This is a genomic window from Paramagnetospirillum sp. (assembly GCF_058402745.1).
The window spans coordinates 175811-199293 of sequence record NZ_JBZVFI010000019.1; the positions used below are offsets into that span (position 1 = coordinate 175811).

Annotated in this window: 19 protein-coding genes and 1 pseudogene; 7 read left to right on the forward strand and 13 right to left on the reverse strand. The window is 66.6% G+C overall.

Going from position 1 to position 23483, the window contains the following annotated elements; all coding sequences use genetic code 11:
* Positions 1–99: 99 nt before the first annotated feature.
* Positions 100–1377 (forward strand): ammonium transporter, encoded by a 1278-nt coding sequence (locus ACV4UZ_RS20275; protein WP_491602598.1) that lies wholly within the window; start codon positions 100–102, stop codon positions 1375–1377.
* A 136-nt stretch (positions 1378–1513) separates the two neighbouring features.
* On the opposite strand, the gene ACV4UZ_RS20280 is transcribed toward ACV4UZ_RS20275, so the two are convergent.
* Genes ACV4UZ_RS20280 through ACV4UZ_RS20320 form a run of 9 tightly spaced genes read right to left on the reverse strand, consistent with a single transcriptional unit; the run spans position 1514 to position 13513 of the window.
* Positions 1514–3118: a hybrid sensor histidine kinase/response regulator gene (locus tag ACV4UZ_RS20280; RefSeq protein WP_491602599.1), complete on the reverse strand. Its 1605-nt coding sequence runs from the start codon at positions 3116–3118 to the stop codon at positions 1514–1516.
* Positions 3119–3123: 5 nt separating this feature from the next.
* Positions 3124–4824 (reverse strand): response regulator, encoded by a 1701-nt coding sequence (locus ACV4UZ_RS20285; protein WP_491602600.1) that lies wholly within the window; start codon positions 4822–4824, stop codon positions 3124–3126.
* Positions 4821–5879, reverse strand: coding sequence for a chemotaxis protein CheB (locus ACV4UZ_RS20290; RefSeq protein ID WP_491602601.1), 1059 nt, complete (start codon positions 5877–5879; stop codon positions 4821–4823). The genes ACV4UZ_RS20285 and ACV4UZ_RS20290 overlap by 4 nt, the downstream gene beginning before the upstream one ends.
* Positions 5876–8173: a hybrid sensor histidine kinase/response regulator gene (locus tag ACV4UZ_RS20295; protein ID WP_491602602.1), complete on the reverse strand. Its 2298-nt coding sequence runs from the start codon at positions 8171–8173 to the stop codon at positions 5876–5878. Before ACV4UZ_RS20295 ends, ACV4UZ_RS20290 begins: the two co-directional genes overlap by 4 nt.
* Positions 8170–9792: a methyl-accepting chemotaxis protein gene (locus ACV4UZ_RS20300; RefSeq protein WP_491602603.1), complete on the reverse strand. Its 1623-nt coding sequence runs from the start codon at positions 9790–9792 to the stop codon at positions 8170–8172. The genes ACV4UZ_RS20295 and ACV4UZ_RS20300 overlap by 4 nt, the downstream gene beginning before the upstream one ends.
* 11 nt (positions 9793–9803) lie before the next feature.
* Positions 9804–10406 (reverse strand): chemotaxis protein CheW, encoded by a 603-nt coding sequence (locus ACV4UZ_RS20305; RefSeq protein ID WP_491602604.1) that lies wholly within the window; start codon positions 10404–10406, stop codon positions 9804–9806.
* Positions 10406–11881, reverse strand: a complete 1476-nt coding sequence (locus ACV4UZ_RS20310) for a CheR family methyltransferase (RefSeq protein WP_491602605.1) — start codon at positions 11879–11881, stop codon at positions 10406–10408. Before ACV4UZ_RS20310 ends, ACV4UZ_RS20305 begins: the two co-directional genes overlap by 1 nt.
* A 13-nt stretch (positions 11882–11894) precedes the next feature.
* Positions 11895–12407: a chemotaxis protein CheW gene (locus ACV4UZ_RS20315; RefSeq protein ID WP_491602606.1), complete on the reverse strand. Its 513-nt coding sequence runs from the start codon at positions 12405–12407 to the stop codon at positions 11895–11897.
* A 14-nt stretch (positions 12408–12421) separates the two neighbouring features.
* Positions 12422–13513, reverse strand: a complete 1092-nt coding sequence (locus ACV4UZ_RS20320) for a ParA family protein (protein ID WP_491602607.1) — start codon at positions 13511–13513, stop codon at positions 12422–12424.
* A gap of 485 nt (positions 13514–13998) precedes the next feature.
* On the opposite strand from ACV4UZ_RS20320, the gene ACV4UZ_RS20325 reads away from it, so the two are divergent.
* Positions 13999–14712: a TylF/MycF/NovP-related O-methyltransferase gene (locus tag ACV4UZ_RS20325; protein ID WP_491602608.1), complete on the forward strand. Its 714-nt coding sequence runs from the start codon at positions 13999–14001 to the stop codon at positions 14710–14712.
* Between the two features lie 208 nt (positions 14713–14920).
* Here ACV4UZ_RS20325 and ACV4UZ_RS20330 read toward each other — a convergent pair whose 3' ends face one another.
* The 3 genes from ACV4UZ_RS20330 to ACV4UZ_RS20340 form a co-directional block, all read right to left on the reverse strand.
* Positions 14921–15391: a cache domain-containing protein gene (locus ACV4UZ_RS20330; RefSeq protein ID WP_491602609.1), complete on the reverse strand. Its 471-nt coding sequence runs from the start codon at positions 15389–15391 to the stop codon at positions 14921–14923.
* Positions 15392–15411: 20 nt separating this feature from the next.
* Positions 15412–17112 (reverse strand): methyl-accepting chemotaxis protein, encoded by a 1701-nt coding sequence (locus ACV4UZ_RS20335; protein ID WP_491602610.1) that lies wholly within the window; start codon positions 17110–17112, stop codon positions 15412–15414.
* Positions 17113–17288: 176 nt separating this feature from the next.
* Positions 17289–18428, reverse strand: a complete 1140-nt coding sequence (locus ACV4UZ_RS20340) for a patatin-like phospholipase family protein (RefSeq protein ID WP_491602611.1) — start codon at positions 18426–18428, stop codon at positions 17289–17291.
* Between the two features lie 167 nt (positions 18429–18595).
* Between ACV4UZ_RS20340 and ACV4UZ_RS20345 the strand changes: the two genes are divergently transcribed.
* A complete protein-coding gene (locus ACV4UZ_RS20345; RefSeq protein ID WP_491602612.1) occupies positions 18596–20131 on the forward strand; it encodes a PAS-domain containing protein in 1536 nt (511 codons plus the stop codon).
* Here the strand turns inward: ACV4UZ_RS20345 and ACV4UZ_RS20350 are convergent.
* A complete protein-coding gene (locus ACV4UZ_RS20350; RefSeq protein ID WP_491602613.1) occupies positions 20121–20900 on the reverse strand; it encodes a GNAT family N-acetyltransferase in 780 nt (259 codons plus the stop codon). The genes ACV4UZ_RS20345 and ACV4UZ_RS20350 overlap by 11 nt on opposite strands.
* Before the next feature lie 228 nt (positions 20901–21128).
* Between ACV4UZ_RS20350 and ACV4UZ_RS20355 the strand changes: the two genes are divergently transcribed.
* The 4 genes and pseudogenes from ACV4UZ_RS20355 to ACV4UZ_RS20370 all read left to right on the forward strand — a co-directional run.
* Positions 21129–21494 carry a hypothetical protein gene (locus tag ACV4UZ_RS20355; protein ID WP_491602614.1) on the forward strand — a complete coding sequence of 122 codons (366 nt, stop codon included), beginning with the start codon at positions 21129–21131 and terminating at the stop codon, positions 21492–21494.
* A 49-nt stretch (positions 21495–21543) separates the two neighbouring features.
* Entirely contained in the window at positions 21544–22179 is a 636-nt protein-coding gene (gene msrA, locus ACV4UZ_RS20360) for a peptide-methionine (S)-S-oxide reductase MsrA (RefSeq protein WP_491602615.1), read from the forward strand.
* A gap of 68 nt (positions 22180–22247) precedes the next feature.
* Positions 22248–22652 carry a hemerythrin domain-containing protein gene (locus ACV4UZ_RS20365; RefSeq protein WP_491602616.1) on the forward strand — a complete coding sequence of 135 codons (405 nt, stop codon included), beginning with the start codon at positions 22248–22250 and terminating at the stop codon, positions 22650–22652.
* 533 nt (positions 22653–23185) lie between these two features.
* Positions 23186–23476: pseudogene (locus ACV4UZ_RS20370) on the forward strand (IS110 family transposase); the annotation flags it as partial.
* Positions 23477–23483: the final 7 nt, after the last annotated feature.

Consider the following 23483-nt stretch of genomic DNA (forward strand, 5'->3'; position numbering starts at 1 on the left):
GATTGGCAACGATTATCATCCAGAAAGGCATCTGGCATGCATCTTGAAGCCGCGCCGCCATCCCGCGGCGGCGGCAGCATTATCAGGCAGAGGAAGCAAATGGAGACCACGAAGACAGGCGCCGATGTATTGTTCATCCTCTTGGGAGCGATCATGGTTCTCGCCATGCACTCCGGCTTTGCCTTCCTGGAGGTGGGCACGGTCAGGAAGAAGAATCAGGTCAACGCCCTGGTCAAGATTCTCTCGGATTTCGCGGTCTCGACCATCGCCTACTTCTTCGTGGGCTATTCGGTGGCCTACGGCACCAGCTTCCTGGTGGGAGCCGACGTGCTGGTCGGCAAGAACGGCAACGCCTTCGCCGCCTCGGGCTACGATCTGGTCAAGTTCTTCTTCCTGGCCACCTTCGCGGCGGCCATTCCCGCCATCGTGTCGGGCGGCATCGCCGAGCGCGCCAAGTTCAACACCCAGCTGATGGCCACCGCCCTGCTGGTGGGTCTGGTCTACCCCCTGTTCGAGGGCATGGTGTGGGGCAGCCGCTTCGGCTTCCAGGACATGATGAAGGGCTGGTTCGGCGTGGCCTTCCACGACTTCGCCGGCTCGGTGGTGGTGCACGCGGTGGGCGGCTGGATCGGCCTGGCCGCCGTGCTGATGCTGGGCACCCGCCTCGGCCGCTATCGCAGGGACGGGCGTCTGGTGGCCTTCCCGCCGTCGAACATCCCATTCCTGGCGCTGGGCGCCTGGGTTCTGTCGGTGGGCTGGTTCGGCTTCAACGTCATGAGCGCCCAGTTGATCAACGACATTTCCGGTCTGGTGGCCATGAACTCGCTGATGGCCATGGTGGGCGGCATCGTCACCAGTCTGGTGGTGGGCCGCAACGACCCCGGCTTCATCCATAACGGCGCCCTGGCCGGTCTGGTGGCGGTGTGCGCCGGCTCCGACGTCATGCACCCCGTGGGCGCCCTGGCCACCGGCGGCATCGCCGGCGCCCTGTTCGTCTGGCTGTTCAACCTGTGCCAGATCAAGTGGAAGATCGACGACGTGCTGGGCGTCTGGGCGCTGCACGGCATGTGCGGCTTCATGGGCGGCATCGCCTGCGGCGTGTTCGGCCAGGAAGCCCTGGGCGGCCTGGGCGGCGTCAGCCTGGGCGCGCAGGTGCTGGGCACGGTGGCGGGCGCCGTCTTCGGCCTGGCCGGCGGCCTGGCGGTCTATGGCGGCCTCAAGGCGGCCTTCGGCATCCGCCTGTCGGACGAGGAGGAGTTCGCCGGAGCAGACCTCTCCATCCATCAGATCGGCGCCTATCCCGAGGACGCCACCACCGTCCACGACGACGGTCTGGCCATGTCGGTCCACTCGGCCAACAAGCGCAAGGCCGGTTGAGTCACCTTTTCCCGTCATCCCGGAAGCGCATCGCGCTATCCGGGATCCAGGGGGAGTGACTCCTGGATCCCGGCTCAAGGCCGGGATGACGAAAATGAGAGAAGCAGGGCCACTCTTAGGAGCGGCCCTTTTTCGTTCAGGGGACGATGCAGGAGGCGGGGAAGGTCAGCACCACCCGGGTTCCCTCGCCCACCCGGCTTTCCAGGCTGAGGCTGCCGCCGTGCAGTTCCATGAACCCCTTGGCCAGCGGCAGGCCGAGGCCGGTGCCTTCGTGCTTGGGGCTGATGGCGTTCTCCGCCTGGCCGAAAGGCTGCAGCACCATGGGAATGTCCTCGGCGGCGATGCCGACGCCGTCATCTTCCACCGTCACCGTGACGCAGCCGTCGATCATCCCGGCTTCCACCCGGATATTGCCGGATTCAGGGGTGAACTTGGCGGCGTTGGACAGCAGGTTCAGCACGATCTGCTTCATCAGCCGCTCGTCGGCGCGAATGCGCGGCAAGTCCCCATGGGGGGTGAAAACCAGGTTCTGGCGCTTGGCGGAGACCACGTGGCCGACCAGGCGCATGGCGGCGCGCACCGCCTCGACCACGTCCACCTCGCTTTCGCGCAGCGTCACCTTGCCCACCTCGACACGGGAAACGTCCAGGATGTCGCTGATCACCCGGAGCAGATGGTGGGCGGATTCCGAGATGTTGTCGAGAAAGCCGCCGTAACGCTCGGCATCGGCCTCCCCCATGATGGAATGGGCCAGCTCGGAAAAGCCGATGATGGCGTTCAAGGGCGTGCGCAGCTCATGGCTCATGTTGGCCAGGAAGATGGTCTTGGCCCGTGACGCCGCCTCGGCGGCCTCGCGCGCCGCCTGGGCCTGCTCCTCCGCCTTGGCGCGGCGGCCGATTTCCTGCTGCAGCCAGCGGGTCCGTTCCTCGACGGCCTTCTGCAGTTCGTCGTGGGCGCGGCGCAGGTAATCCTCGGCCTGCTTGCGGGCCGTGATGTCGCGGGCGATGCCGGCCAGCCCCACCACCTCGCCGCCCAGGCGGATGGGAACCTTGCTGACCGAGAACCATTGGGTATTGCCGGCCTCGTCGGTGACCGCCTCCACCTTGTCCAGCTGGGAGGCCCCCTGTTCGAGAATGACCTGTTCCTCGGCCTCCACCGCCTTGGCCTGCTCCGAGCCCAGCAGCTCGGACAGGCGCTGCCCCACCAGATCGCTGGTCTCCGCCTGGCCGAGCAGCCGGGCCTGAGGCTGGTTGACCCGCGAGAACTTGAGCTGCAGATCCTTGATGAAGATGGCGTCGGGGATGTTGCCCATCAGGGCGAGCAGCAGGGTGCGTTCCTGCTGCAGGGTGCGGTCCAGCCGCCAGCGGTCGGCGGCGGTGCGCACCACCACCTTCAGTTCCAGGGGGTTCCACGGCTTGGACAGATAGGCGTGGATCTGCCCCAGGTTGACGGCGCTGACCAGGGCGTCCAGGTCGGAATAGCCGGTGACCAGCACCCTGGTGGCGTCGGACAGCACCCGGGCCTGCCCCAGGAACTCGGCGCCGCTCATGCCCGGCATGCGCTGGTCCGACAGGATCACCGCCATCTCGCGGTCCTTGAGGATCTCCAGCGCCGAGGGACCGTCATGGGCGGTCCACACCTCGAACTCGTCCTCCAGCAGGTCGGTGATGGCGGTCAGGATCTGCGGCTCGTCATCGACGACCAGCACGTGTTCCTTGGCTCCGGTCCTAGATGTGCTCATCGGCCTCAGGTTCCCTGGAGGTTGACGGGGATCAGGATGCGGATTTCGGTCCCCTGCCCCGGATCGCTCGTCACTTCGATGCGGCCGTCATGGCTCTTGATGATGCCGTAGGAAATGGACAGGCCCAGCCCGGTCCCCTGCCCCACCGGCTTGGTGGTGAAGAAGGGGTCGAAGATGCGTTCCTGGATTTCCGGCGGAATGCCGCTGCCGGTATCGGCCACCGCGATGGTGAACATGCCGTCGCGGCGGTAGGTGCGCACGGTGATGGCGCCCTTGCCCTCGATGGCGTCCACGGCGTTGGCCACCACGTTCATGATCACCTGGTTCAGCTGGCCGGCATAGCAGGCCAGCATGTTGTCCTCGGTGTAGTTGCGGCGGACCTCGATGCGGTCGCTCATCTTGTGGCGCAGGAACAGGAGGACGGATTCCACCGCCTCCTTGATATCGACGGTCTTGAACTCGCCCTCGTCCAGGCGCGAGAAGGTGCGGAGCTTGACCACCAGTTCCCTGACCCGCTCCAGCCCCTGGCCGGTGTCGGCGATGCGCTTCCTGGCCTTGTCCAGCTTGGCCACGTGGTCGGGCGCCAGGCAGGGTGCCGCCTCGGTCATCACGGCGGCCAGCCAGTTCTCGATGGAGAACACGTTGGACAGCGCGAAGGACAGGGGATTGTTGATCTCGTGGGCGATGCCGGCCACCAGCTGGCCGAGCGAGGCCATCTTCTCCGACTGGATCAGGTGGACCTGGGTCTCGCGCAGCTTGGTGTTGGCCTCCTCCAGCTCGGCATTGGCCTTGGCCAGCCCCTCGGCCAGGGCGGCGCGGGCCTCGGCCGCCTCCTTCTCCGCCTTGGCGCGCAGCGTCTCCATCTCGCGCAGGCGGATTTCCTCGACGATGCGCTGGTTCTGCTCCAGCAGGAACTTGCGGCGCAGCAGGGCGCGCAGACGGGCGCGCAGCAGGCTCATCTCGGTGGACTTGCCGACGAAGTCGTCGGCGCCGGCTTCCAGCGCCCGGGCGACGTTCTCCTTGTGCTCGTAGGCCGACAGCATCAGGACGACCAGCGGCGCGTCGTCGTCGGAGCGCAGCTTGGACAGCTCCTTGCACACGGCGATGCCGTCCATCTCGGGCATCACCATGTCGACCATGACGCAGTCGAAATCGCTTTCCGACAGCAGGCGAAGGCCTTCGACGCCGTTGTTCACCTGGGTGACGTCGCAGCCTTCGTCGGTCAGCTCCTGGGCCAGGCTTTCGCGGTAGGTGGTGCTGTCGTCGATGACCAGCACCCGGGCGCGGCGGAACAGCGAGCGCCCCACCTCGACGTTGACCGCCTGACGCCTGGCCTTGCGCAGCAGGTTGTGGACGCGCAGCAGCAGGATTTCCGGGTCCTCGGACTTGGCGACGAAATCGTCGGCACCGCTTTCCAGGCCGTGCAGCTCGGCCGCCGAGGTCTCGTCGGCGGTCAGCATCATCAGCGGAATGCTCCGCGTGGTGATGTCCATGTGGATCTGGCGGCACAGCTCGTCGCCCTGAATGCCGGGCAGGTGGTAATCGACGATGATCAGGCTGGGACGCTGGCGGTTGATCTCCTCCAGCGCCGCCTCGCCGGAATGGGCGCAGACGGTCTTAAAGCCCTCCTGCTCCATGACCAGCTGGAGCTTCAGCGCCTGGGTCACCGAATCCTCGACGATGAGGATGAGATGGTCGTCGGTCACTTCGTCCCTCCCAGGGCAAGGTCGCGTAAGCGGGAAGCGATGGCGGGCAGCGGCAGGGTCTCGCGCGCGCCGCCCAGCTTGGCGGCGGCGGCGGGCATGCCGTTGACCACGCAGGTGGAGGCGTCCTCGACGATGGTGTAGGCCCCCTTGTCGGCCATCAGGCGCAATCCCTCGGACCCGTCGGCCCCCATGCCTGTCAGCACCACGCCGATGCCGTGCTTGCCCAGCTCGCGGGCCATGGCCGAGAACAGCACCGTCCCCGACGGCTTCTGGTTGCACACCGCGGGCGAATCCAGAATGGCGAGATGGCCGTGAATCAGCCCCAGATGATGGTCGGCCGGGGCCACGTAGACCCGGCCGGGCTCCGGCTTCTCGTCTTCCCCGGCGATGCGCACCTCGAACGGCGTCGCCCCCGACAGCCAGGTGACGAAGCCCTCGAGGAAGCTGGAGGTGATGTGCTGGACCAGCAGGATGGGCAGGGGGAAGTCGGCGCCCAGGCCGCTCAGCAACTGCACCAGGGCCTGCGGCCCGCCGGTGGAGGCGACGATGCCGACCATGGAATAGGTGCCGGCACGGGCGGCGGGCGGGCGGGCCGGCGTGTCGTCGCTGCCGAAGTTCAGCCCCCGGTCGATGCCCTGGCGCACCACCTGGACCTGACTCATGATGGCCAGCTGGGTACAGATCTTGGCGGCCATGGTCTCATAGCCGGCATTGGTGACGCCCACCGGCTTTTCCACCACCGACAGGGCACCGGCGCGCAGCGCGTTCATGGCGATGTTCAGCTCGTTGTCGTCCACCTGGGCGGCGATAACCACGATGGGGGTTGGGCGGCGCGCCATGATCTTGAGGGTGGCATCCAGCCCGTTCATGCCGGGCAGGCGGATGTCCAGCGAGATGACGTCGGGCCGCAGGGTTTCCAGCTGCTCCAGGCAATCCTCGGCGCTGGCCACCGCCGCGATGACGTCGAAGCGGTCGTCCGAGCCGATGATGTGCTTCAGCAGCTCGCGCACCACCAGCGAATCCTCGACGATCAGGACCTTGATCTTCTTTCTCATAGGAACTGCCCTATGGTTTCGAGAAGCTCCTTCTGGTCGAACTTGCGCTTGACCACATAGGCGTCGGCGCCCAGCTCCAGGCCGCGTTCCTTGTCTTCGCGGGCCTCCAGCGAGCTGACCAGGATCAGCGGAATGGCCTTCAGGGCCGGATCGGACTTCACCGCCTGCAGCAGGCCGAAACCGTCCAGGCGCGGCATCTGGATGTCGGAGATGATCAGGTCGATCTGCTCGGCCCGAAGCCGCCCCAGCCCCTCCAGCCCGTCATGGGCGAGACGCACCTGATAGCCGTGGGCCTCCAGGATGGACTTCTCCAGGGTGCGGGTGGTGAGCGAATCGTCCACCACCAGGATGACCGGCACCTTCTTCTCGGCCGGCTTCTCCACCGTGGTCAGCACCCGGATGCTGCCCGACTTCCTGAAGGTCTCGACGATCTCGAAGGGATTGAGGACCAGGGCGATGTCGCCGTCCTCGAGCAGCACGCCGCCCGCCACCATGGTGCCGCGCGCGCCGGGCACGCCGATATCCTTGACCAGCCCCTCGCGGATGGACAGGAAGCCGTCGATGGCCACCGCCACCCGGCGCTCGCCGTTCTTCAGGACCACCAGCGGCACCACGTTGCGGGTGACCTTGACCGAGCTTTCCCCCAGGGCCAGCAGATGGGCCAGCGACAGCAGCGGAATCTGCCGGTCGCCCAGGAACACCACCGACTTGCCCTCGACGGTGCCCACGTCCTCGGCCCGCACGCGGTAGAGTCGGTCGACGCCCTCGGTGGGCAGGCCGTAGACGTGGCCCTGGCATTCCACCAGGAACAGACGCTGGGTCGAGACGGTGAGCGGCAGCGACAGGCGGAAGCGGGTCCCCGCCGGCTGGCGGTCCTGCACCTCCACCGTCCCGTTCATCATGGCCATGGCTTCGCGCACCACCGACAGGCCCATGCCGCGCCCCGACAGGTCGTCCACCACCCGGGCGGTGGAGAATCCGGGGTCGAAGATCACGTCGATCAGCGACTGGCGGTCCACCTGGAAGGATTCGGCATCGGAGAACAGGCCGCGCTCCACCGCCTTGCGGCGGATGGCCTCGAAGTTGACGCCGCGGCCGTCATCCTCGATCTGCACCACCAGACGCCCCTCGGACACGTCGAAGGACAGGCCCACATGGGCGCCGGCCGCCTTGCCCGAGGCCTTGCGCTCGTCGGGCGGCTCGACGCCATGGGACAGCGCGTTGCGCAGCAGGTGCATCACCGGGTCCTTGAGGCCCTGCAGCACCATGCGGTCGGCCTCGACGTCCAGGCCGGAGACCTGGACCGAAACCTGCTTGCCCGCCGCCTTGGCCAGATCGCGGACCATCTTGCGGAAGCCGCCGAAGATGGAATCGGCGGGCACCATGCGGACCTGCCGGACCTCCTGCTGCATGTCGTTGCCCAGCTGGCGCAGCGCCCAGCCGGTGCGCTGCTGCCGGCGGCGCACGGCGCGCAGCTCGCGGCTGATGCCGGTCAGGGTCTGCTCCAGCGCCTCGTACTGGCGCTCCAGCGCGATGGCGCGGTCGTAATCGCCGAGATCACGCAGCGCGGCGGCGGCATTCTTGCGCGGCCGACGCCACGAGCGGTCGAATTCGGCCAGCGTGCGGTCGAGGCCCAGCAGCGACTGGGTCACCTGCCGCTGGTTCATGGTCTCGGTCAGCAATTCATTGGACGAGCGTAGCAGGCGGTCGAGATGGAGCGCGCGGACCCGAACCGTCTCCTCCGGACGCACCGCCACGGCGGCGGACCGTTCGGCGGGGACCGGCTCGTCCTCCTCGGGCTCTTCGGGCGGCGGCGCGGGCGGCGCCATGACCGGCGGGGCGACCGGATCCGGCATGGCGGGCGGAGGCGGAGGGGACGGAGGCGGCGGCTCGGCCGGAGCCGCGTGGCCTTCGATCATGGCGTCGAGGGCGGCGATGGCGGCGGCGGTGTCGGGCAACGGCTCGTTGGCGAGATTGGCCGCCACCGAATCCTCGATGACGTCGAGCACCTGGCCCAGGCCGGCGGCCATCTCGTGGTCCAGTTTGGACTGGCCCGAGCGGACCTTGGCGAACAGCGTCTCCATCCGGTGCGAGATTTCCTCGATGGCCGGCAGGTCCACCGCCCTGGACGCGCCCTTCAGCGAGTGGGCGCGGCGGAAGATCTCGTCCAGCTGCGCGAGTCCGCTTCCCTCCGCCTTGTGCCCGAGGTCATCGAGCAGCGCGCGGATGGCGTCAACATGTTCCCGGTATTCGATCTGAAAGGCCTGGAGCAGCCTTTCCCGGATGCTGATCAAAGCCGGTATTTCTCCAAGGTGCGCGACAGCTTCTGGCCCAGCTGGCTCAGATCGAGGGACGCCTTCTCCAGCTGGGCGGTGGTCTGCGCCGTCTGCTGGCTGGCCTGGCGGATCTCATGCAGGGCCTGGGTCACCTGTTCCAGGCCGATCTGCTGCTGATTGGTGGCGCCGACGATCTGCTGGAAGGCGTGAACGCTCTCCTGGATGTTGTCGGCCATCTGGCGGATGACGTGCTCGGACATGGTGGACTTCTCGCGGCCCAGCTCGACGCGCTTCAAGGCCTCCTCGGTCAGCATCACCGAGGTGTTGATGCCCTTCTGGGTCTGCTCCAGGATGCCGCGCACCTGGGCGGTAGCTTCCTTGGCCTGATCGGCGAGGTTCTTGATCTCGCCGGCCACCACCGAGAAGCGGCGCCCCTGCTCGCGGGCGTCGGCGGCCTCGATGGCGGCGTTGAGGGCCACCAGATTGGACTGCTCGGCGATCTCGTTGACCGTGGCGATGATCTCGCCCACCGCCTGGGTGCGCTCCGACAGGGTGATGATGTTCTCGGCCACCGTCTCGGTCTGCTCGCGGATGGCCTCCATGCCCTGGGAGGCGTCGCGCACCGCATGCAGGCCGGCATTGCCCGAGGTGGCCACCGCCTCGGCGGTTCCCGCCACCTGGCGCGAGCGCTCGGCCACCTGCTTGCCCGACAGGCTGATTTCCTCGACCGTGGTGGTGATCTCCTGCACGGCCGCCGCCTGCTGCTTGGTGCCGGCCGCCTGCTCCTGCGCCGAGGAGAGTATGGCGGCGGCGGCGGCGGTCAGCGCGTCGCAGGCCGAACGGGTCTGCAACGCGATATCGCGCTGGCTCATCAGCATCTCGTCGAAGGCTTCCTGCAGCACGCCGATCTCGTCCGACGAGCTGACCACCAGCGGCTCGATGCGCAGGTCGCCCTCGGCGATCTTGCGCGCCGCCTCGGCGCAGGCGGCCAGGGGGTCGGCGATCTGGCGGCCGATCAGGCTGCTGACCACCAGGCCCGACAGGGCGCAGATCAGGCCGACGATGATCTCGAGGCCGATCATGCCGCGGATGGCGCCCTCGGCCTGGAAGCTGAGCAGCTTGACCGCCGCCTCGGCGGAATCGCTCAACTGGGCCTGCAGCACCAGCATTTCCTTCAGCTTGTCGGCGCGGCGGACGTCGCCGGCGCCCAGGGCGAGATAGCCGGTCGCCGAGGCCTCGTACTGGCGCAGCAAGGTCGCCTGCTCGGCCAGCTTGGCCCGGATTTCCAGCGAGGGCGGCGGCGGCAGGATGACCTTGGCGCCGGTATCGAGGTTGACGACCACCTCGCCGCCCTCGGTCAGGGCCGCCAGGGAATCACGCATGAGACGCAGCGTCGCCTGATGGTCCACCGCCACTCCGCCGCCGAGCAGCAGCACCTCCTTGGCGAATTTCTGCGACAGCATGCGCTGGCGCCCGGCCATGTCGGTCACCACCGAGTTTTGGCTCTGGCTGCGCAGCACCATGACGTTGAAGGCGATCAGTCCGGCCAGGACCAGGGTGAAGCCCAGGGACACCGTGGAGAACTTGCGGCGAAGCTTCAGATCTTTCCACCAGGAGCGTTGCGCGGTCTTGGCCATCGGGATTTCCTTCATGACTCGTCTTGACCGGCGGCGCGCGTGTCCTTCAGCGCGTCGAGGGCCAGAAGCTGTGCGGTATCGAGAAGTATCAGGGCATCGGGAGCGATACCCGAGATGAAACGTTGCGGCAGGCCGTTGCCGGCCTCGTGCGGGCGGGTCAGGGTGGCCGGGTCGAGGGACACCACCCGGTCGAGGGCATCGACCCGCAGCCCCACCTCGACGCCGCCGGCCTTGAGGAAGATCACCCAGTTCCGCGCCTCCGGCGGCGGCGGCGCCAGCCCCAGCAGGGAATGCAGGTCGAGAACCGGACGGATCTCGCCCCGCAGATTGGTGACGCCCAACAGGTATTGCGGCTGGCCCGGCACCGGAGTCCAGCGGGCCAGCACCATCACCTCGGACAGGGTCTCCAGCGGCAGGGCATAGCGCTCGCTGGCGATGCGCACGCCCAGCACCTCGATTCCGGCGGCCATTTCGGCCACCGCGCCGCGTGGCGCCGCCAGACGGCGGGCGCGGGCACGCAGCAACGCCTCGGCGTATTCCTCCTCGCTCCAGCCGTCATGCCCCGCGCCCAGGGTGCGAAGACGGTCGAGAACGGTCTCGGCCTGACGGGACATCACGCCCCTCCGACCAGTTTGAGATGCATCGCCACCGCCTCACGCATCTGTCCCACGCTAATCTTCTCGCCGGGGTCCACCGGCTGCTCATCAGCCTGGCCGGTCAGCAGCGCCTGGGCGTTGCGGAACGAACGTTCCGCACCGGCGACATCGTCCTTCCGCGCCAGGAACAACCCCAGGTGATAATGGGGCAGAACCAGACGGCGGTCGAGATAAATGGCGCGGCGCAAGGCCTTTTCGCACGCCTCGTCCTCGCCCAGCTGCTCGTGGACCATGGCGCGGTAGAAATGGGCCCAGGCGTCGAGGGGGACGGCGGCGATGATCGCGTCGCAGGCGGCGGCGGCCTTTTCCCACTGGCCGCTGTCGGCCAGCTCGCGCGCCACCTTGAGCCGGCAAGCGGATTGGGAGGGATCGCCGGACGGGCCGGTGGCGGGAACCGGCTTGGGCGCCACCGGCCTGAGAGGCATGGAGGCCCCGCCGCGCCGCGGGGGGGCATGGGGCGGCAAAGGGCGCCGTCCCGCGGCGAATTCCGGCACCTTGAGCGGAGCGAGCGGCAATTGCGGCGGCGCGGCGACGGGGGCGGGGCTCTCCTGCGGCCGGTCCACCCGCTGATAAAGCACCGCGCCCGGCGTGTTGACCGTGCGGAAGCTGCTGAACAGCCGCTGGTTGGGCTCGGCATGGCCCATGATCAGCCAGCCGCCGTCGTTCAGGGTCTCGCGGAAGCAGGGAACCAGGGCTTCCACCGTGGGCTGGCTGAAATAGATGATGACGTTGCGGCAGATGATGATGTCGAAGCCGGCGATGTTGTCGGCCAGCGAGGGAAACGGACTCTTGATCAGGTTGTGGTACTGGAAGCTGACGTGGCGTTTGAATTCGGGGCGGATCTGCCACTGATTGCCCACCCGCTCGAAGCAGGCGGCGCGCAGGCTGTCCGACATGGCCCGGAACGCCCATTCGTCGTAGCGCCCTTCCCGCGCCCGGGACAGGAACTTCTGGTTGATGTCGGTCCCCAGCACGGTGACGTGCCAGCCGGCGATGCGCTCGCCGAACTCGCGTTCCAGCATGATCGCCACCGAATAGGGTTCGGGGCCGGTGGCGCAGCCCGCGCTCCAGATGCGCAGGCGGCGGACCATCTGGTTGCGCTCGATCACCTCGGGCAGGATCAGGTCGCGCAGGGCGTCGAACTGCTCCTTGTGACGGAAGAAGTAGGTCTCGCCGATGGTCAGTTCGGCGATCAGCGCGTCCATCTCCGCCTTGCCCTGGGCCAGGGATTGCAGCAGGTCGAGATAGCCGCCGCAATGGCCGATACCGATCTCGGCCATGCGCTCGGCCAGGATGCGGGCCAGGTCGCCGTCCTTGTCGCGGTAGAACTCCATCCCGGTGGTGTCGATGACCAGGGCCTTCAGGCGGGAATAGGCCGGGTCGTCCAGAATGGCGGCGACCGCCGGAGGGAGATTGGCGGTGGCGGAACTCACGGCGCCGGTTCCCTCATGGTCCGAATTCCGTCAGGGCGTCGAGCCGCTGCTGGGTGCGGGCCTGGAACTGGGCCAGCGCCTCGCGTTCCTGCTTCAGCAGGATGCGGTCCCAGGCCAGCAGGTTGACGGCGCGCCCGTCCCTCTCCAGCACCTCGGCCAGGCAGTCGTTGAAGGACTGGCCGGGCGGAAGGCCCATGGCGGCGAGGTCGCCGCCCTCGCGCACGCCGTCCACGTGCTCGACCAGCAAGCCCAGTGCCCCCGAACCGGGCCGGGGCCGCATGATGAGAATCGAGGCGTCCAGGCCGTAACGGCCGTCCTCCATCCCCAGCAGCCGGTCGAGGCGGAGGACCGGCACCGCCTGTCCGCCGAGATTGAGGATGCCCTCGACCATGGACGACAGGTGCGGCGGCCGGTCGAGCCAGGCCAGCGGCACCACCTCGCGCACGTCGTCCACCGGCAGGCCGAAGCCCAGCCCGGCCAGGCGGAACATCACGATGCCGGAAGCGTCGGCCGATTGGGAGGCCATGGTCACATCACCCGTCAGACGAAACCGAGCAGCCCGGCCAAGCGGCGGGCACCCTCGATTCCCACCCCCAGCAGCGCCAGCCCCCCCAGCAGCATCACCACCAGGAATGCCACCAGGGACAGGCGATTCTCGATGAAGAAATGCACCACTTCAAGATGCCAGCGCTCCATGCGCGTCCGGTCGCCGTACAGCATGCGGTCCAGCTGGTCGGTCTTCTGGCGCAGGCGGGCGTCGTCGGCGGGAACGGCGATCTCGGCGCAGGCTCCCTGCCAGCGGGTCAGGCGGCCGACCGCTTCGTCGCGCGGGAAATGGGGGCTCACCGTCTCGTTGTTCTTGGCGGCGATGGCCACGTGGCGGCCGATGAATTCCTCGGTGAAGTCGAGATGGGCCTGGGCCGCCGGCGACTTGGGCGCGAAGACGCAGACCGGAAGCCGCGAGGTCGCCGCCTCGATCACCGTGTTGTCCCTGGGAATCTCGGTGCGGTAGACGGTGCCGCCCAGACGCGAGCGGATCAGATCGTTGATCTTGCGGGTGGTCTTGTTCTTGTCGTTGATGGTGAACAGCACGCCCTGCAGCAGCAGGTTCTTGTTCAGCCCCTCCTGCACGTACTTGATGGAGGGCAGCGTGCGCAGCAGCCCGTCATTGGCATAGGGCGTGGCGGTGACGGGAATGATCACCGCATGGGCCGAGGCCAGGGCGTTGATGGGCAGGATGCCCAGCGCCGGCGGGCAGTCGATCACCACGTAATCGCAATCCAGCGCCGTATGCGCCAGGATGTTGGACAGCGTGCGCTGGGAGTTCTGCATCTCCGACAGCTTGATCTCGATACCGGCCAGGCTGTAGGTGGAGGGCAGCACCCGGACGCCGTCGAACATGGTGTCCACCATGACGTCCTCGACCGAGGCGCCGTTGGTGAAGAGATCGTAGATGCCCTGCTTGGTCTTGGGATCAATCCCCAGGCTCTTGGTGGAATCACCCTGCGAGTCCAGATCGATGACCACCACGGATTTTCCGAATGCAGCCAAGCATACCGCCAGATTGGTGCTGGTGGTGGTCTTTGAGATCCCCCCCTTCTGATTGAAGATGGCGACAATATACGGTCTCATGGGAGTCCGAAGCCCACGTTTGTCGTCCGATCAACACTTGGATAATTCAGGGCAACCGCCAAAACTCTCCCCCTCACCGGCATAATTCTGCGATCCCAATTCAGTCGCGGGTACGACCAAGCCTCCGGTTATGGACCTTCCCTGGCGTCGAGCTTAAGCATAGACCACAGCAGCATGCAACGAAAGACACTAAGGAATTCTTGATTCCCCACCGCGATAAACCGGTTGTAAACAGATTCCATTGAGTCGAGTCGATGCACCTAGCACATGGGAACCAGAATCGACAGTCCCAACCCGTGATGAGATGAGCCTCATTGTCATGCCGCGCCCCCCTGTTCGGGCGGCCGAGATGCGGGGACACGAGCACGCCATTCCATCTTCAACTCCAGGCCGGAACTTGGTAAATACGCAAGAGGAGCATCCGCCCCGCCAGACGGGGCGACGCCCCCGCAGGCAAGACCAAGACGGTATGATGCATGCTTCGAATGAACGTTGGGACCATCGAAAAGTCTTATTACGACATTGACGACGAGTTCTTCCTGAACCTGTTTCCCATATTGCAGCAGGTTTCCATAACGGCCATGGAATCCGCCGAAGCCCCCTGGGCTCTTTACAAGGCGGTCGAGCACATCGTCCGCCACCGTATCGACGGCGATCTGGTGGAATGCGGGGTATGGAGGGGCGGCTCCATGATGCTGGCCTGCTCCACCATGGCCCATCTGGGCGACACTTCGCGTCACGTTTATCTCTACGACACCTTCAACGGCATGCCCCGCCCCGACGAGGTCGACGTCGCCTGGGACGGAACGCCGGCCATGAATGCCTGGGCCGCCCATGCCGCCGAGGGGAAGAACTGGGGCTATGGCGGCTCCGTTGACATGGTGCGCCAGGTGCTGGGACTCTCGCGCTATCCCGAGGACAGGATGGTCTTCGTGGAAGGACTGGTGGAGGAGACCATCCCCGCCGTCATGCCGGACCGGATCAGCCTTCTGCGGCTGGACACCGATTTTTACGCCTCCACCCTGCACGAACTCAGGCATCTGTACCCACGGCTGGTCTCGGGCGGCATCCTGATCATCGACGATTATGGATATTTCCGGGGGGCGAAACAGGCGGTCGACGAGTACTTCGCGGAGAACGGCGCCCCCATCTTCCTGGCGCGCATCAACGAATCGGTCCGGCTGGCGGTAAAGCCCTGATACCGGCCGTCATTTGAACCGACCTGTCATCCTGACGACCGCAGGGAGGAAGGATCTTTCAGCGGCAAGCGGCTGCCGCCATGGCGTGAAAGATCCCTCGCTTTTGGCTCGGGATGACATGAAGAGTCTGTTCCAGGGGCGGACGTTATGATACGCGAAATGCCGCCCACCGAACGGCGGACGGCATTTCCCGGCAGGCGGCGGGCCGTCAGGCCGGCGGGTAGCAGCCGGCCATGAACAGCAGATCGCCGTTGGCCTTCACCCAGGTCTGCTTGGGCGCCAGCTTCTTGGTCTCCGGATGGGTCCAGGTGTACTTGGCCCAGGCGCCGGCCGGGCCGGACTTGCCGGCCTTGATCATCTCCTGGATGATCAGCACGCCGTTGACGTCCTTGAGGCCGGGCAGATCCTTGTTGTCGATCAGCTTGGGATTGATGGCGTGGGCCTTGAAGATGCCGTCCATGGTCGAGACGATGACGTAAAGCTCGCCGTTGACCCAGTCCTTGTTGCCCTTGTCCATGAAGTCGGCATAGGACTTCTCCTGGCCCACCGCCTTGTAATGGGCGATGGCCTTGTCCACCAGCCCCTGGGCCGAGGCGCATTCGTCGGCGGCCCGCGCCGCCCCCGACAGGCCAAGCACGGCACATGCGGCCAGCACCGACATCTTCACGAAATTCTTCACGGCTTCCCTCCTGATTGTGGTTATGCGGATTTGAGACGGGCCACCAGACCGTCCACCTGGGATTGCAGGCGATCGAACTCGCCCACCAGGGTCTCGGTGGTGACCTGGACGGTGGCGGCGGCGTTGCCCACCTGATCGGCGACCCGTCGCACCTCGCCGATGCCCGACGACACGGTGCGGGTTCCGTCGGCGGCCTGGCTGACCGAGTCCGAGATTTCGCCGGTGGCGCGCCCCTGCTCGGCCACGGCGCCGGTGATGGCGGCCAGGGCCTCGTTGACCCGACTGATGGTGGCGACGATGCCGTCGATGGCCCGCACCGCCTCCTCGGTGGCGGCCTTCATGGCGGTGATCTCGCCGGTGATCTCCTCGGTGGCCCGCGCCGTCTGGTTGGCGAGGTTCTTGACCTCGTTGGCCACCACGGCGAAGCCCTTGCCGGCATCCCCCGCCCGCGCCGCCTCGATGGTGGCGTTGAGCGCCAGCAGGTTGGTCTGCGACGCGATGTCGTTGATGAGGTTGACCACCTCGCCGATCTTGCCCGAGGCGACGGTCAGGGTCTTGACGGTCTCGTCGGTGCGGGCCGCCTCGGCCACCGCCTCGGAGGCGACGCGCGAGGATTCCTCCACCTGCCGGTTGATCTCGCTGATGGAGCCCACCAGACGCTCGGCCGCCTGGGCCACGTTCTCCACGTTGCCGTTGGCCAGTTCCGAGGATTGGGCCACCTGGGCGGTCTGGCTGATGGCGGTCTCGGCGTTGGCGGCCAGCACCTCGGCCTCGCCCCGGATGGAATCGGCGGCGCGCGACGCGTTCTCGACGGCGCCCCGGACCGTGGTCTCGATCTCGCCGGCCAGTTCGGCCATGGCCTGGCGCTTGGCGGCCTCGGCCTGGCGCTGCAGCGCCTCCTGCTCGTCGGTGAGCGCCTTGACCCGCTGGGCGTTCTCCTTGAACACCTGGACGGTGGCGGCCATGGCGCCGATCTCGTCCTTGCGGCCGATGGCGGGCACCGCCACGCTCAGGTCGCCCTGGGCGAGACGCTCCATGGCGCCGGTCATGCCGCCCACCGCGCTGGCGATGGCGCGCACCAGCAGGAAGGAAATCAGCGCCAGCAGGCCCAGCACACCGAGCGTGATGCCGATGAACAGCCCGCGCGTGGTGCCGGCGTCGTGGCTGGCCGAGTGGCGGGCGGCCTCGACCAGCCGGGCCTCCATGGCCACCATGGCCTGGGTCTCGGCCATCAGGGCCTGATAGCTGTCCTGGGCGGTCCACATGAAGGACACCGCGGCGGTGAAGTCCATCTTCTGCATGGAGACCACCTGGTCGGTGGCGTTCTTGTAGGTGACCAGGCCGCTTTCGATCTTGCGCAGCAGCGCGTCCTCCTCGCCGGTGACCGGAAAGGCGGCGCGGAAGTCCTTCAGCTGCTTGCGGGCCTTGTTCATGCCCTCGGCGAAGGCCGCCTCGATCTTGTCCACCTTGGCCGCCTCGACACCGGCGGCATTCCAGGTCAGCAATCGATAGAGGTCGGAATGGGCGTCCTGCAGCACGTCGGTGAAATCGCCGATCTTCACCGATTTGGCGAACGAGACCTCGGCGATCTCGTCCAGCGTCCGGCTCTGACCGGCCAGTCCCTGCATGCCCACCCAGGCGATGATCACCAGTCCGATGGTCGCCACCACCGGAACAATGGCGATCTTGGCCCAAATCCTCATGTCGTCGAGAAAGCTCATCTCACCCTCCGAGGCCGGCGTCTGGCTGGAGGCAACGCCCATACCATGTCGCCGAAGCCATATGCCCCAGCCGCCCAAGACTACGTCATAGCGGATGGCATGACTATTAAACAGCCATACCCACGCCAATCAAATAAACATTTGTAATGAATTGATGCTTTATAACTTATGTCTAATCAGGCATTCACCGTATTATTCTTTCTCTTTGATGCATGTTTCGCCGGAGAAGCCGGGGTTCCGCCGCGATAGGCCCGAATCACCGCGTCGGCGGCGAGCTTGCCGTCGGCGATGGAGCGGTCCAGATTCGACCAGCTCCAGTCGTAATTGATGTTGTGGGCGACCGGGATCTCGATGACCCGGACCTTGGAACCGCTCTCCTGAAGGTGGTACCTGAACAGCTTCACGTCGTCCTCGCTGGTGGTGGAGGCGAACAGCATCACCAGATTGTTCAGGGCGTCGTAGAGGTTCTCGGGCCGGCGGATCTGCTTGCGGTCGAGAATGCGGCTGACCCACACCTCGTCCAGGTCGGGGTGGTTGGTCAGCAGATCCTCGAAATTGACGGTGTCGATGGTGGCGCCCTCGCAATAGACCTTGCCGTTCATGGTGACCGGCTCCTCGATGTAGGGCAGGGCCGAGCAGGCGCACAGGGTCTCGGCCGAGATGGGCTGGTACTTGGAATCCTTGTTGCTGAACAGTTCCAGCCGCTGGTCGGTCAGGTTGTAGGAATTGTGGTAGAGCACCGGGCGGCCCGGCTGGTACAGCGCCTTGAAGTCGATCTGCTGCAAGAAGGCGCTGTCGGGATAGAACACCCGCGACAGCCCCTTGGTGGCGCTCTTGTACATCAGGCTGGTCATGAAGCGGGACACCGGGTTGACCGCCAGCACCTGATTGAGGATCAGGGCGTTGAAATTGGCCTGGGACCACTTGCCGGGGTCCCTGGCGAAGGCGACGATTTCCTCGGACGCCTCCTTGATGGCCTCGGGGATCACCAGATTGCGGTAGCTGTTGGAATCCAGCACGAAGTTCAGGGTGTTCTCGGTCGCCGCCTCGAAATCGGGCGCGAAGGCGGCCGCCACCGGAAACTTGTCGTAGACGTCGTCGGGCCTGAAGATGCCGCGGAAGAAGTCCACCGAGGTCTCCACCTCCTTGCCCGGCGCGGCCTGGTTCCAGACGATGCCCAGCCAGGCGCCGATGCAGGCCAGGCTCCACACGTCGAAGCGGATGTCCGGCTCCCGGTGCAGGCGCTCCAGCGCGCCGATGGAAAGACCGACCGCCGGGCCGCCGCCCGCAAGACAGATCGCCCGCTTGATCGCCATCTTCGCCCCCTTGACCGCCGCGCCCCGTTGGCACGGGAAGAACGGTATCCTGCGGCGCAACATCTCGCAATAGTTACAAGGTATGGCCCGAACCTTCCCCTTGCATGCGACTTTCGCCGGGGTGGAATTTGGCCTATGCTGCCGTTGCGCGAACGGGGAAGCTGAGCATGCATCACGGAGCTGGGTCGGCCGAGTTCAAGTGGCGCCACCTGATCGAGGCGGTGGAGGAGTTCGGCCAGGGCTTCACGGTGTTCGACCGCGACCTGAACCTGATTCTGTGCAACAACCGCTTCCTCGAGATGCTGGACTTTCCGGCCAGCCTGGTCCACCCCCGGACGGTGTTCGCCGATTTCATGCGCTACAACGCGCTGCGCGGCGAGTACGGCCCCGGCGAGGTCGAGGCGCTGGTGGCCGAGCGGGTGGAAAAGGCCCGCAACTTCACCGCCCATTGCTTCGAGCGCGAGCGCCCCGACGGCACGGTGATCGAGGTGCGGGGCACGCCTTTGCCCGGCGGCGGCTTCGTCACCACCTACACCGACATCACCGACCGCAAGCGCGCCGAGCGCATGCTGATCCACGCCAAGGACAAGGCCGAGGAGATGGCCCGGGTCAAGGCCAACTTCCTCGCCACCATGAGCCACGAGATCCGCACCCCCATGAACGGGGTGCTGGGCATGCTGCACCTGCTGACCGGATCACCGCTGACCACCGAGCAGAAGGACCACCTGGAGACCGCCCAGTCCTCGGCCCGCGCCCTGCTGGCCATCATCAACGACATCCTGGACTTCTCCAAGCTGGAGGCCGGGCAGATGCGGCCGGAGACCACATCCTTCGATCTCCACCGCCTGCTGGACGAGATGATGGCGCTGATGCGGGGCGCCGCCGCCGACAAGGGCCTGACCCTGCGTCTGCTCGTGGCCGAGGGCGTGCCGCGCATGACGGTGGGCGACCCCACCCGCCTGCGCCAGGTGCTGACCAATCTGCTGGGCAATGCCGTCAAGTTCACCGAACGGGGCGGCGTGGTGCTTTCGGCCGAGGCCGGGCCCGGCCATCTGCGCTTCGAGGTGAGCGATACCGGCATCGGCATCGAGCCCGCCGCCGCCCCCGCCCTGTTCGCCGAATTCGTCCAGGCGGATTCCTCCATCACCCGGCGCTTCGGCGGCACTGGGCTGGGGCTGTCCATCTGCAAGAAGCTGGTGGAGATGATGGGCGGCGAGATCGGCTTCGACAGCGTTCCGGGCGAGGGCACCACCTTCCATTTCACCCTGCCCCTGGCCGCCGCTCCGGCGGAGCGGGCCGCCGCCCCGGCGGAAGGGGACGACACCGGCCTGCCGCCGCTGTCGGTGCTGGTGGCCGAGGACAACCCGGTCAATCAGAAGCTGACCACCGCCCTGCTGAAGCGCTGGGGCCAGCGCGTCACCCTGGCCCATGACGGCGCCGAGGCCATCGCCGCCCTGGGGCGCCAGCCCTTCGACGTGGTGCTGATGGACGTCCACATGCCGGGCATCGACGGGCTGGAGGCGACACGCCGCATCCGCGCCATGTCCGGCCCCGTGGCCGCCACTCCCATCATCGCCATGACCGCCGACGTGCTGGACGGCGACGCCGCCCTTTGCCTGGAGGCCGGCATGGACGACTATGTCTCCAAACCGGTGGAGCCCGCCCGCCTGCTGGCCGCGCTGAAAGCCGCCATCAAGCGCTGAAGCGCTTCACGTAGCGCCCGGCGATGTCGGCGGCGTTGACCACCACCAGCACGTCGGTGGTGTTGAACGGCCGGTCGATCACCGCGCCGTCGCCGATCACGCCGCCCAGGCGCAGATAGCCCTTGAGCAGCGGCGGCAGCGAGGCCAGGACCCGGCGCGCCTCCCAGGCCGCGTCGATGGCGGCGAAGTCCACCCTCTCGGCGCTGTCCAGCGCCCGGCCGCGCAAGGCGGGCGGCGCCAGGTGGTTGTCGCGCAGGTAAGCCAGCTGGGGGGCCAGCACCTCGGGATCGGTGCCGGGCAGGCTGCCGCAGCCGAACAGCAGGCGGATGTCGTTCTCCACCATGTAGGCGGCCAGTCCCTGCCACAGGGCCTGCAGCGTGCCGCGGTGGCGCCAGCGGGCATCGACGCACGAGCGGCCCAGTTCGAGGATTTCACCCTCGACAGCCAGGAAGGGGCTGATGTCGAACTCGCCCGCCGAATAGAAGCGGCCCACCGCCTCGGCCGCCCGGCGGCGGATCAGGCGGTAGGTGCCCACCACCTCGCCCTCGGCCAGGACCAGAAGGTGGTCGCAATGGCGGTCGTAATCGTCGAAATCCTGTTCCAGCGCCTGCATGGCGGCGCTGGGCTTCGCCCCCATCTCCTCGTAGAACACCCGGTAGCGGATGCGCTGGGCGGCGGCCACCTCGGCGCGTGTCTCGGCGAGGCGCACCTCCAGCCCGTCGGAGGCGGCCGGGTTCAGGGCATGGACGGTCGTCATCTGGTGGGTCATGACTCACCTCGTCTGATTGCGGATAATGGAATTGAGACGGAAGACGGATCGGAAGCGCCCCTTTCGGGCTGCTTCGGCACAACACGCCGACCTTCGACTGCTGAGGTTTCGTAGCCGTCCATGACTATCCTATAACGCAAGGGCTTGTGCCGCCGGGGTGAAACAATTATTACATCCAGTAGTTCTTCCGTTATTTTCGCCAGCCGCCCGTTTCATTGAGGAGCCGCCATGGCCGAGTCCCGCATCGCCTCCGTCGAGGGCTTCCAGTTCTCGTTCCACCACCAGGAGGCCGAGCGCCCCATCCGCAAGGTGCTGGACCGCTGGGTGCTGCAGGATTGGGTCTGCCAGGTGGAGTACGAGGGCGAGTGGTGCCTGTTCACCATCCACGAGTTCAACGACGGGATGTTCGAACCCTCGGCTGTGCAGGGCGTGTTCAGCGACTTCGCCGGCGCGGCGGCGGTCGAGGTCACCACCCGCTGGCTGCAGCGCCGCCTGGAGGAGAAGGACCGCGCCAAGCGCCGCCAGCGCGACATCTTCCTGGGCGCGCTGGCCATCGTCGCCGCCCTGGCGCTTGCCGCCATCTCGCTACGGTGAACGGCGGACCCCATATAGGGGGGAATGGTTTAACGGCGGAGTCACACCCATGTCGCTTTGGGGCCCCAGCAAGACGGTGATGGTCACGGCCGAGCAGGCCCTGCCCGGCCGCGCCAGCGAAGTTCACATCCCCGAGCGCCATTACGTGCTCGACACCCACCTGAAGCCTCCCTTCCCGGTGGGCATGGAGGTGGCGATCTTCGCCATGGGCTGCTTCTGGGGGGCCGAGCGGCTGTTCTGGAAGAACCATGGCGTCTATTCCACCTCGGTGGGCTATACCGGCGGCTTCACCGAGAATCCCAGTTACGAGGAGGTCTGCACCGCCCGCACCGGCCACGCCGAGGCGGTGATGGTGGCCTTCGATCCGGCCGAGCTGTCCTATGCCGCCCTGCTGCGGCTGTTCTGGGAGGGCCACAACCCCACCCAGGGCATGCGCCAGGGCAACGACATCGGCACCCAGTACCGCTCGGCCATCTACTGGACCACGCCCCAACAGCGCGAGGCGGCGGAATCCTCGCGCCAGGCCTATGGCGAGGCGCTGCGCCGCGCCGGGTTCGGCGCCATCACCACCGAGATCATTCCGGCCGCCCCCTTCTACTGGGCGGAAGGCTACCACCAGCAATACCTGGCCAAGACTCCCGGCGGCTATTGCGGCCTGGGCGGCACCGGCGTGCGCTGCGGCTGATCTTCAGCCCTGGAACAATTCCGGCCATATCCCCACATCCTTGACGCGGGCAGGAAAAAGGGGCTGGCATGGCGACGTGGATCGAGGAGCAGTGGAAGAGCGGTGACCCGGCCATCGATACCGAGCACCAGAAGCTTCATCAGATGATCGCATCCATGACGGCGGTCGTCCGCAACGACCCCGGCCTGGGACTGGCCGACGAGGCGGTGGACGTGCTGCACGACCGCATGCGCATCCATTTCCGCATGGAGGAGCAACTGGCGGCCCGCTTCGGCCCCGAGGCCGTCGCCCGCCTGAAGGACGACCATCTCCGCCTGCTGAGCCTGCTGGTGCCGGTCCGCGAAGCCATCCGGGACAAGGACCCCAACTCGGCCCGCGAGCGCATCGAGCATTTCCACAAGGAACTGGACCGCCACGACCGCGAGGTGGACATTCCCCTGTTCCGGACCATGGCCGCCGGCACCCGGCCCTGATTCGATTTGCTATTTCGTCACCCTCGGGCTTGACCCGAGGGTGTCCGGTTCAATTCGGCCAGCACTGGTCTCTTGCCTTGCCCAGGCTTGGTTTGAGATCGCCCCGCCCAACCTCACCGTCATGGCCGGGCATCGTCCCGGCCATCCACGCGGATCCGCTGGAATGCCTTATGAAACAATAGTCCCTGCGGACGGGCGTGGATGCCCGGAACAAGTCCGGGCACGACGCACCTGGAATGTCCTCTTGGTGTCCTTGGTGTCTTGGTGGTGAAAAAACCGTCCGCCAGCACCCAGGCAATTAAACCTGATCGCCCCGCCCAACCTCACCGTCATGGCCGGGCATCGTCCCGGCCATCCACGCGGATCCGCTGGAATGCCTCATGAAACAATAGTCCCGGCGGATGGGCGTGGATGCCCGGAACAAGTCCGGGCACGACGCACCTGAAATGATGGGGTGGACGGCCCCTGCTCACCGGCGTCGCAATGCGCCAAGATGGTGGTTGTCGAGACACACCATTCGAAGGGGGCCGTCCATGGCAGAGATTATCACGGTTGGTTTGGATCTGGCGAAGCGGGTTTTCCAGGTTCACGGGGTGGATAGTGCAGGAGCCGTGACGCTCCGGCGCCAGTTGCGCCGGTCGGAAGTCATCAAGTTTTTTTCCAGCCTTTCCCGGTGTGTTGTGGGGATGGAGGCGTGCGCCTCCGCTCACTATTGGGGGCGGGCGCTGGTCAAGTTGGGTCACGAGGTGCGTCTGATCGCCGCCTCGCAGGTCAAACCCTATGTCAAACGGGGACGAAAGAATGATGCCGCCGACGGAGATGCTTCGGACA

Excerpts from the sequence above, each read along its gene's own strand:
- ACV4UZ_RS20275 (WP_491602598.1), top strand. The coding sequence starts at position 100 with ATGGAGACCACGAAGACAGGCGCCGATGTATTGTTCATCCTCTTGGGA.
- ACV4UZ_RS20280 (WP_491602599.1), bottom strand. The coding sequence starts at position 3,118 with ATGAGCACATCTAGGACCGGAGCCAAGGAACACGTGCTGGTCGTCGAT.
- ACV4UZ_RS20290 (WP_491602601.1), bottom strand. The coding sequence starts at position 5,879 with ATGAGAAAGAAGATCAAGGTCCTGATCGTCGAGGATTCGCTGGTGGTG.
- ACV4UZ_RS20300 (WP_491602603.1), bottom strand. The coding sequence starts at position 9,792 with ATGGCCAAGACCGCGCAACGCTCCTGGTGGAAAGATCTGAAGCTTCGC.
- ACV4UZ_RS20305 (WP_491602604.1), bottom strand. The coding sequence starts at position 10,406 with ATGTCCCGTCAGGCCGAGACCGTTCTCGACCGTCTTCGCACCCTGGGC.
- ACV4UZ_RS20315 (WP_491602606.1), bottom strand. The coding sequence starts at position 12,407 with ATGGCCTCCCAATCGGCCGACGCTTCCGGCATCGTGATGTTCCGCCTG.
- ACV4UZ_RS20320 (WP_491602607.1), bottom strand. The coding sequence starts at position 13,513 with ATGAGACCGTATATTGTCGCCATCTTCAATCAGAAGGGGGGGATCTCA.
- ACV4UZ_RS20325 (WP_491602608.1), top strand. The coding sequence starts at position 13,999 with ATGAACGTTGGGACCATCGAAAAGTCTTATTACGACATTGACGACGAG.
- ACV4UZ_RS20335 (WP_491602610.1), bottom strand. The coding sequence starts at position 17,112 with ATGAGCTTTCTCGACGACATGAGGATTTGGGCCAAGATCGCCATTGTT.
- ACV4UZ_RS20340 (WP_491602611.1), bottom strand. The coding sequence starts at position 18,428 with ATGGCGATCAAGCGGGCGATCTGTCTTGCGGGCGGCGGCCCGGCGGTC.
- ACV4UZ_RS20345 (WP_491602612.1), top strand. The coding sequence starts at position 18,596 with ATGCATCACGGAGCTGGGTCGGCCGAGTTCAAGTGGCGCCACCTGATC.
- ACV4UZ_RS20350 (WP_491602613.1), bottom strand. The coding sequence starts at position 20,900 with ATGACCCACCAGATGACGACCGTCCATGCCCTGAACCCGGCCGCCTCC.
- ACV4UZ_RS20355 (WP_491602614.1), top strand. The coding sequence starts at position 21,129 with ATGGCCGAGTCCCGCATCGCCTCCGTCGAGGGCTTCCAGTTCTCGTTC.
- msrA (WP_491602615.1), top strand. The coding sequence starts at position 21,544 with ATGTCGCTTTGGGGCCCCAGCAAGACGGTGATGGTCACGGCCGAGCAG.
- ACV4UZ_RS20365 (WP_491602616.1), top strand. The coding sequence starts at position 22,248 with ATGGCGACGTGGATCGAGGAGCAGTGGAAGAGCGGTGACCCGGCCATC.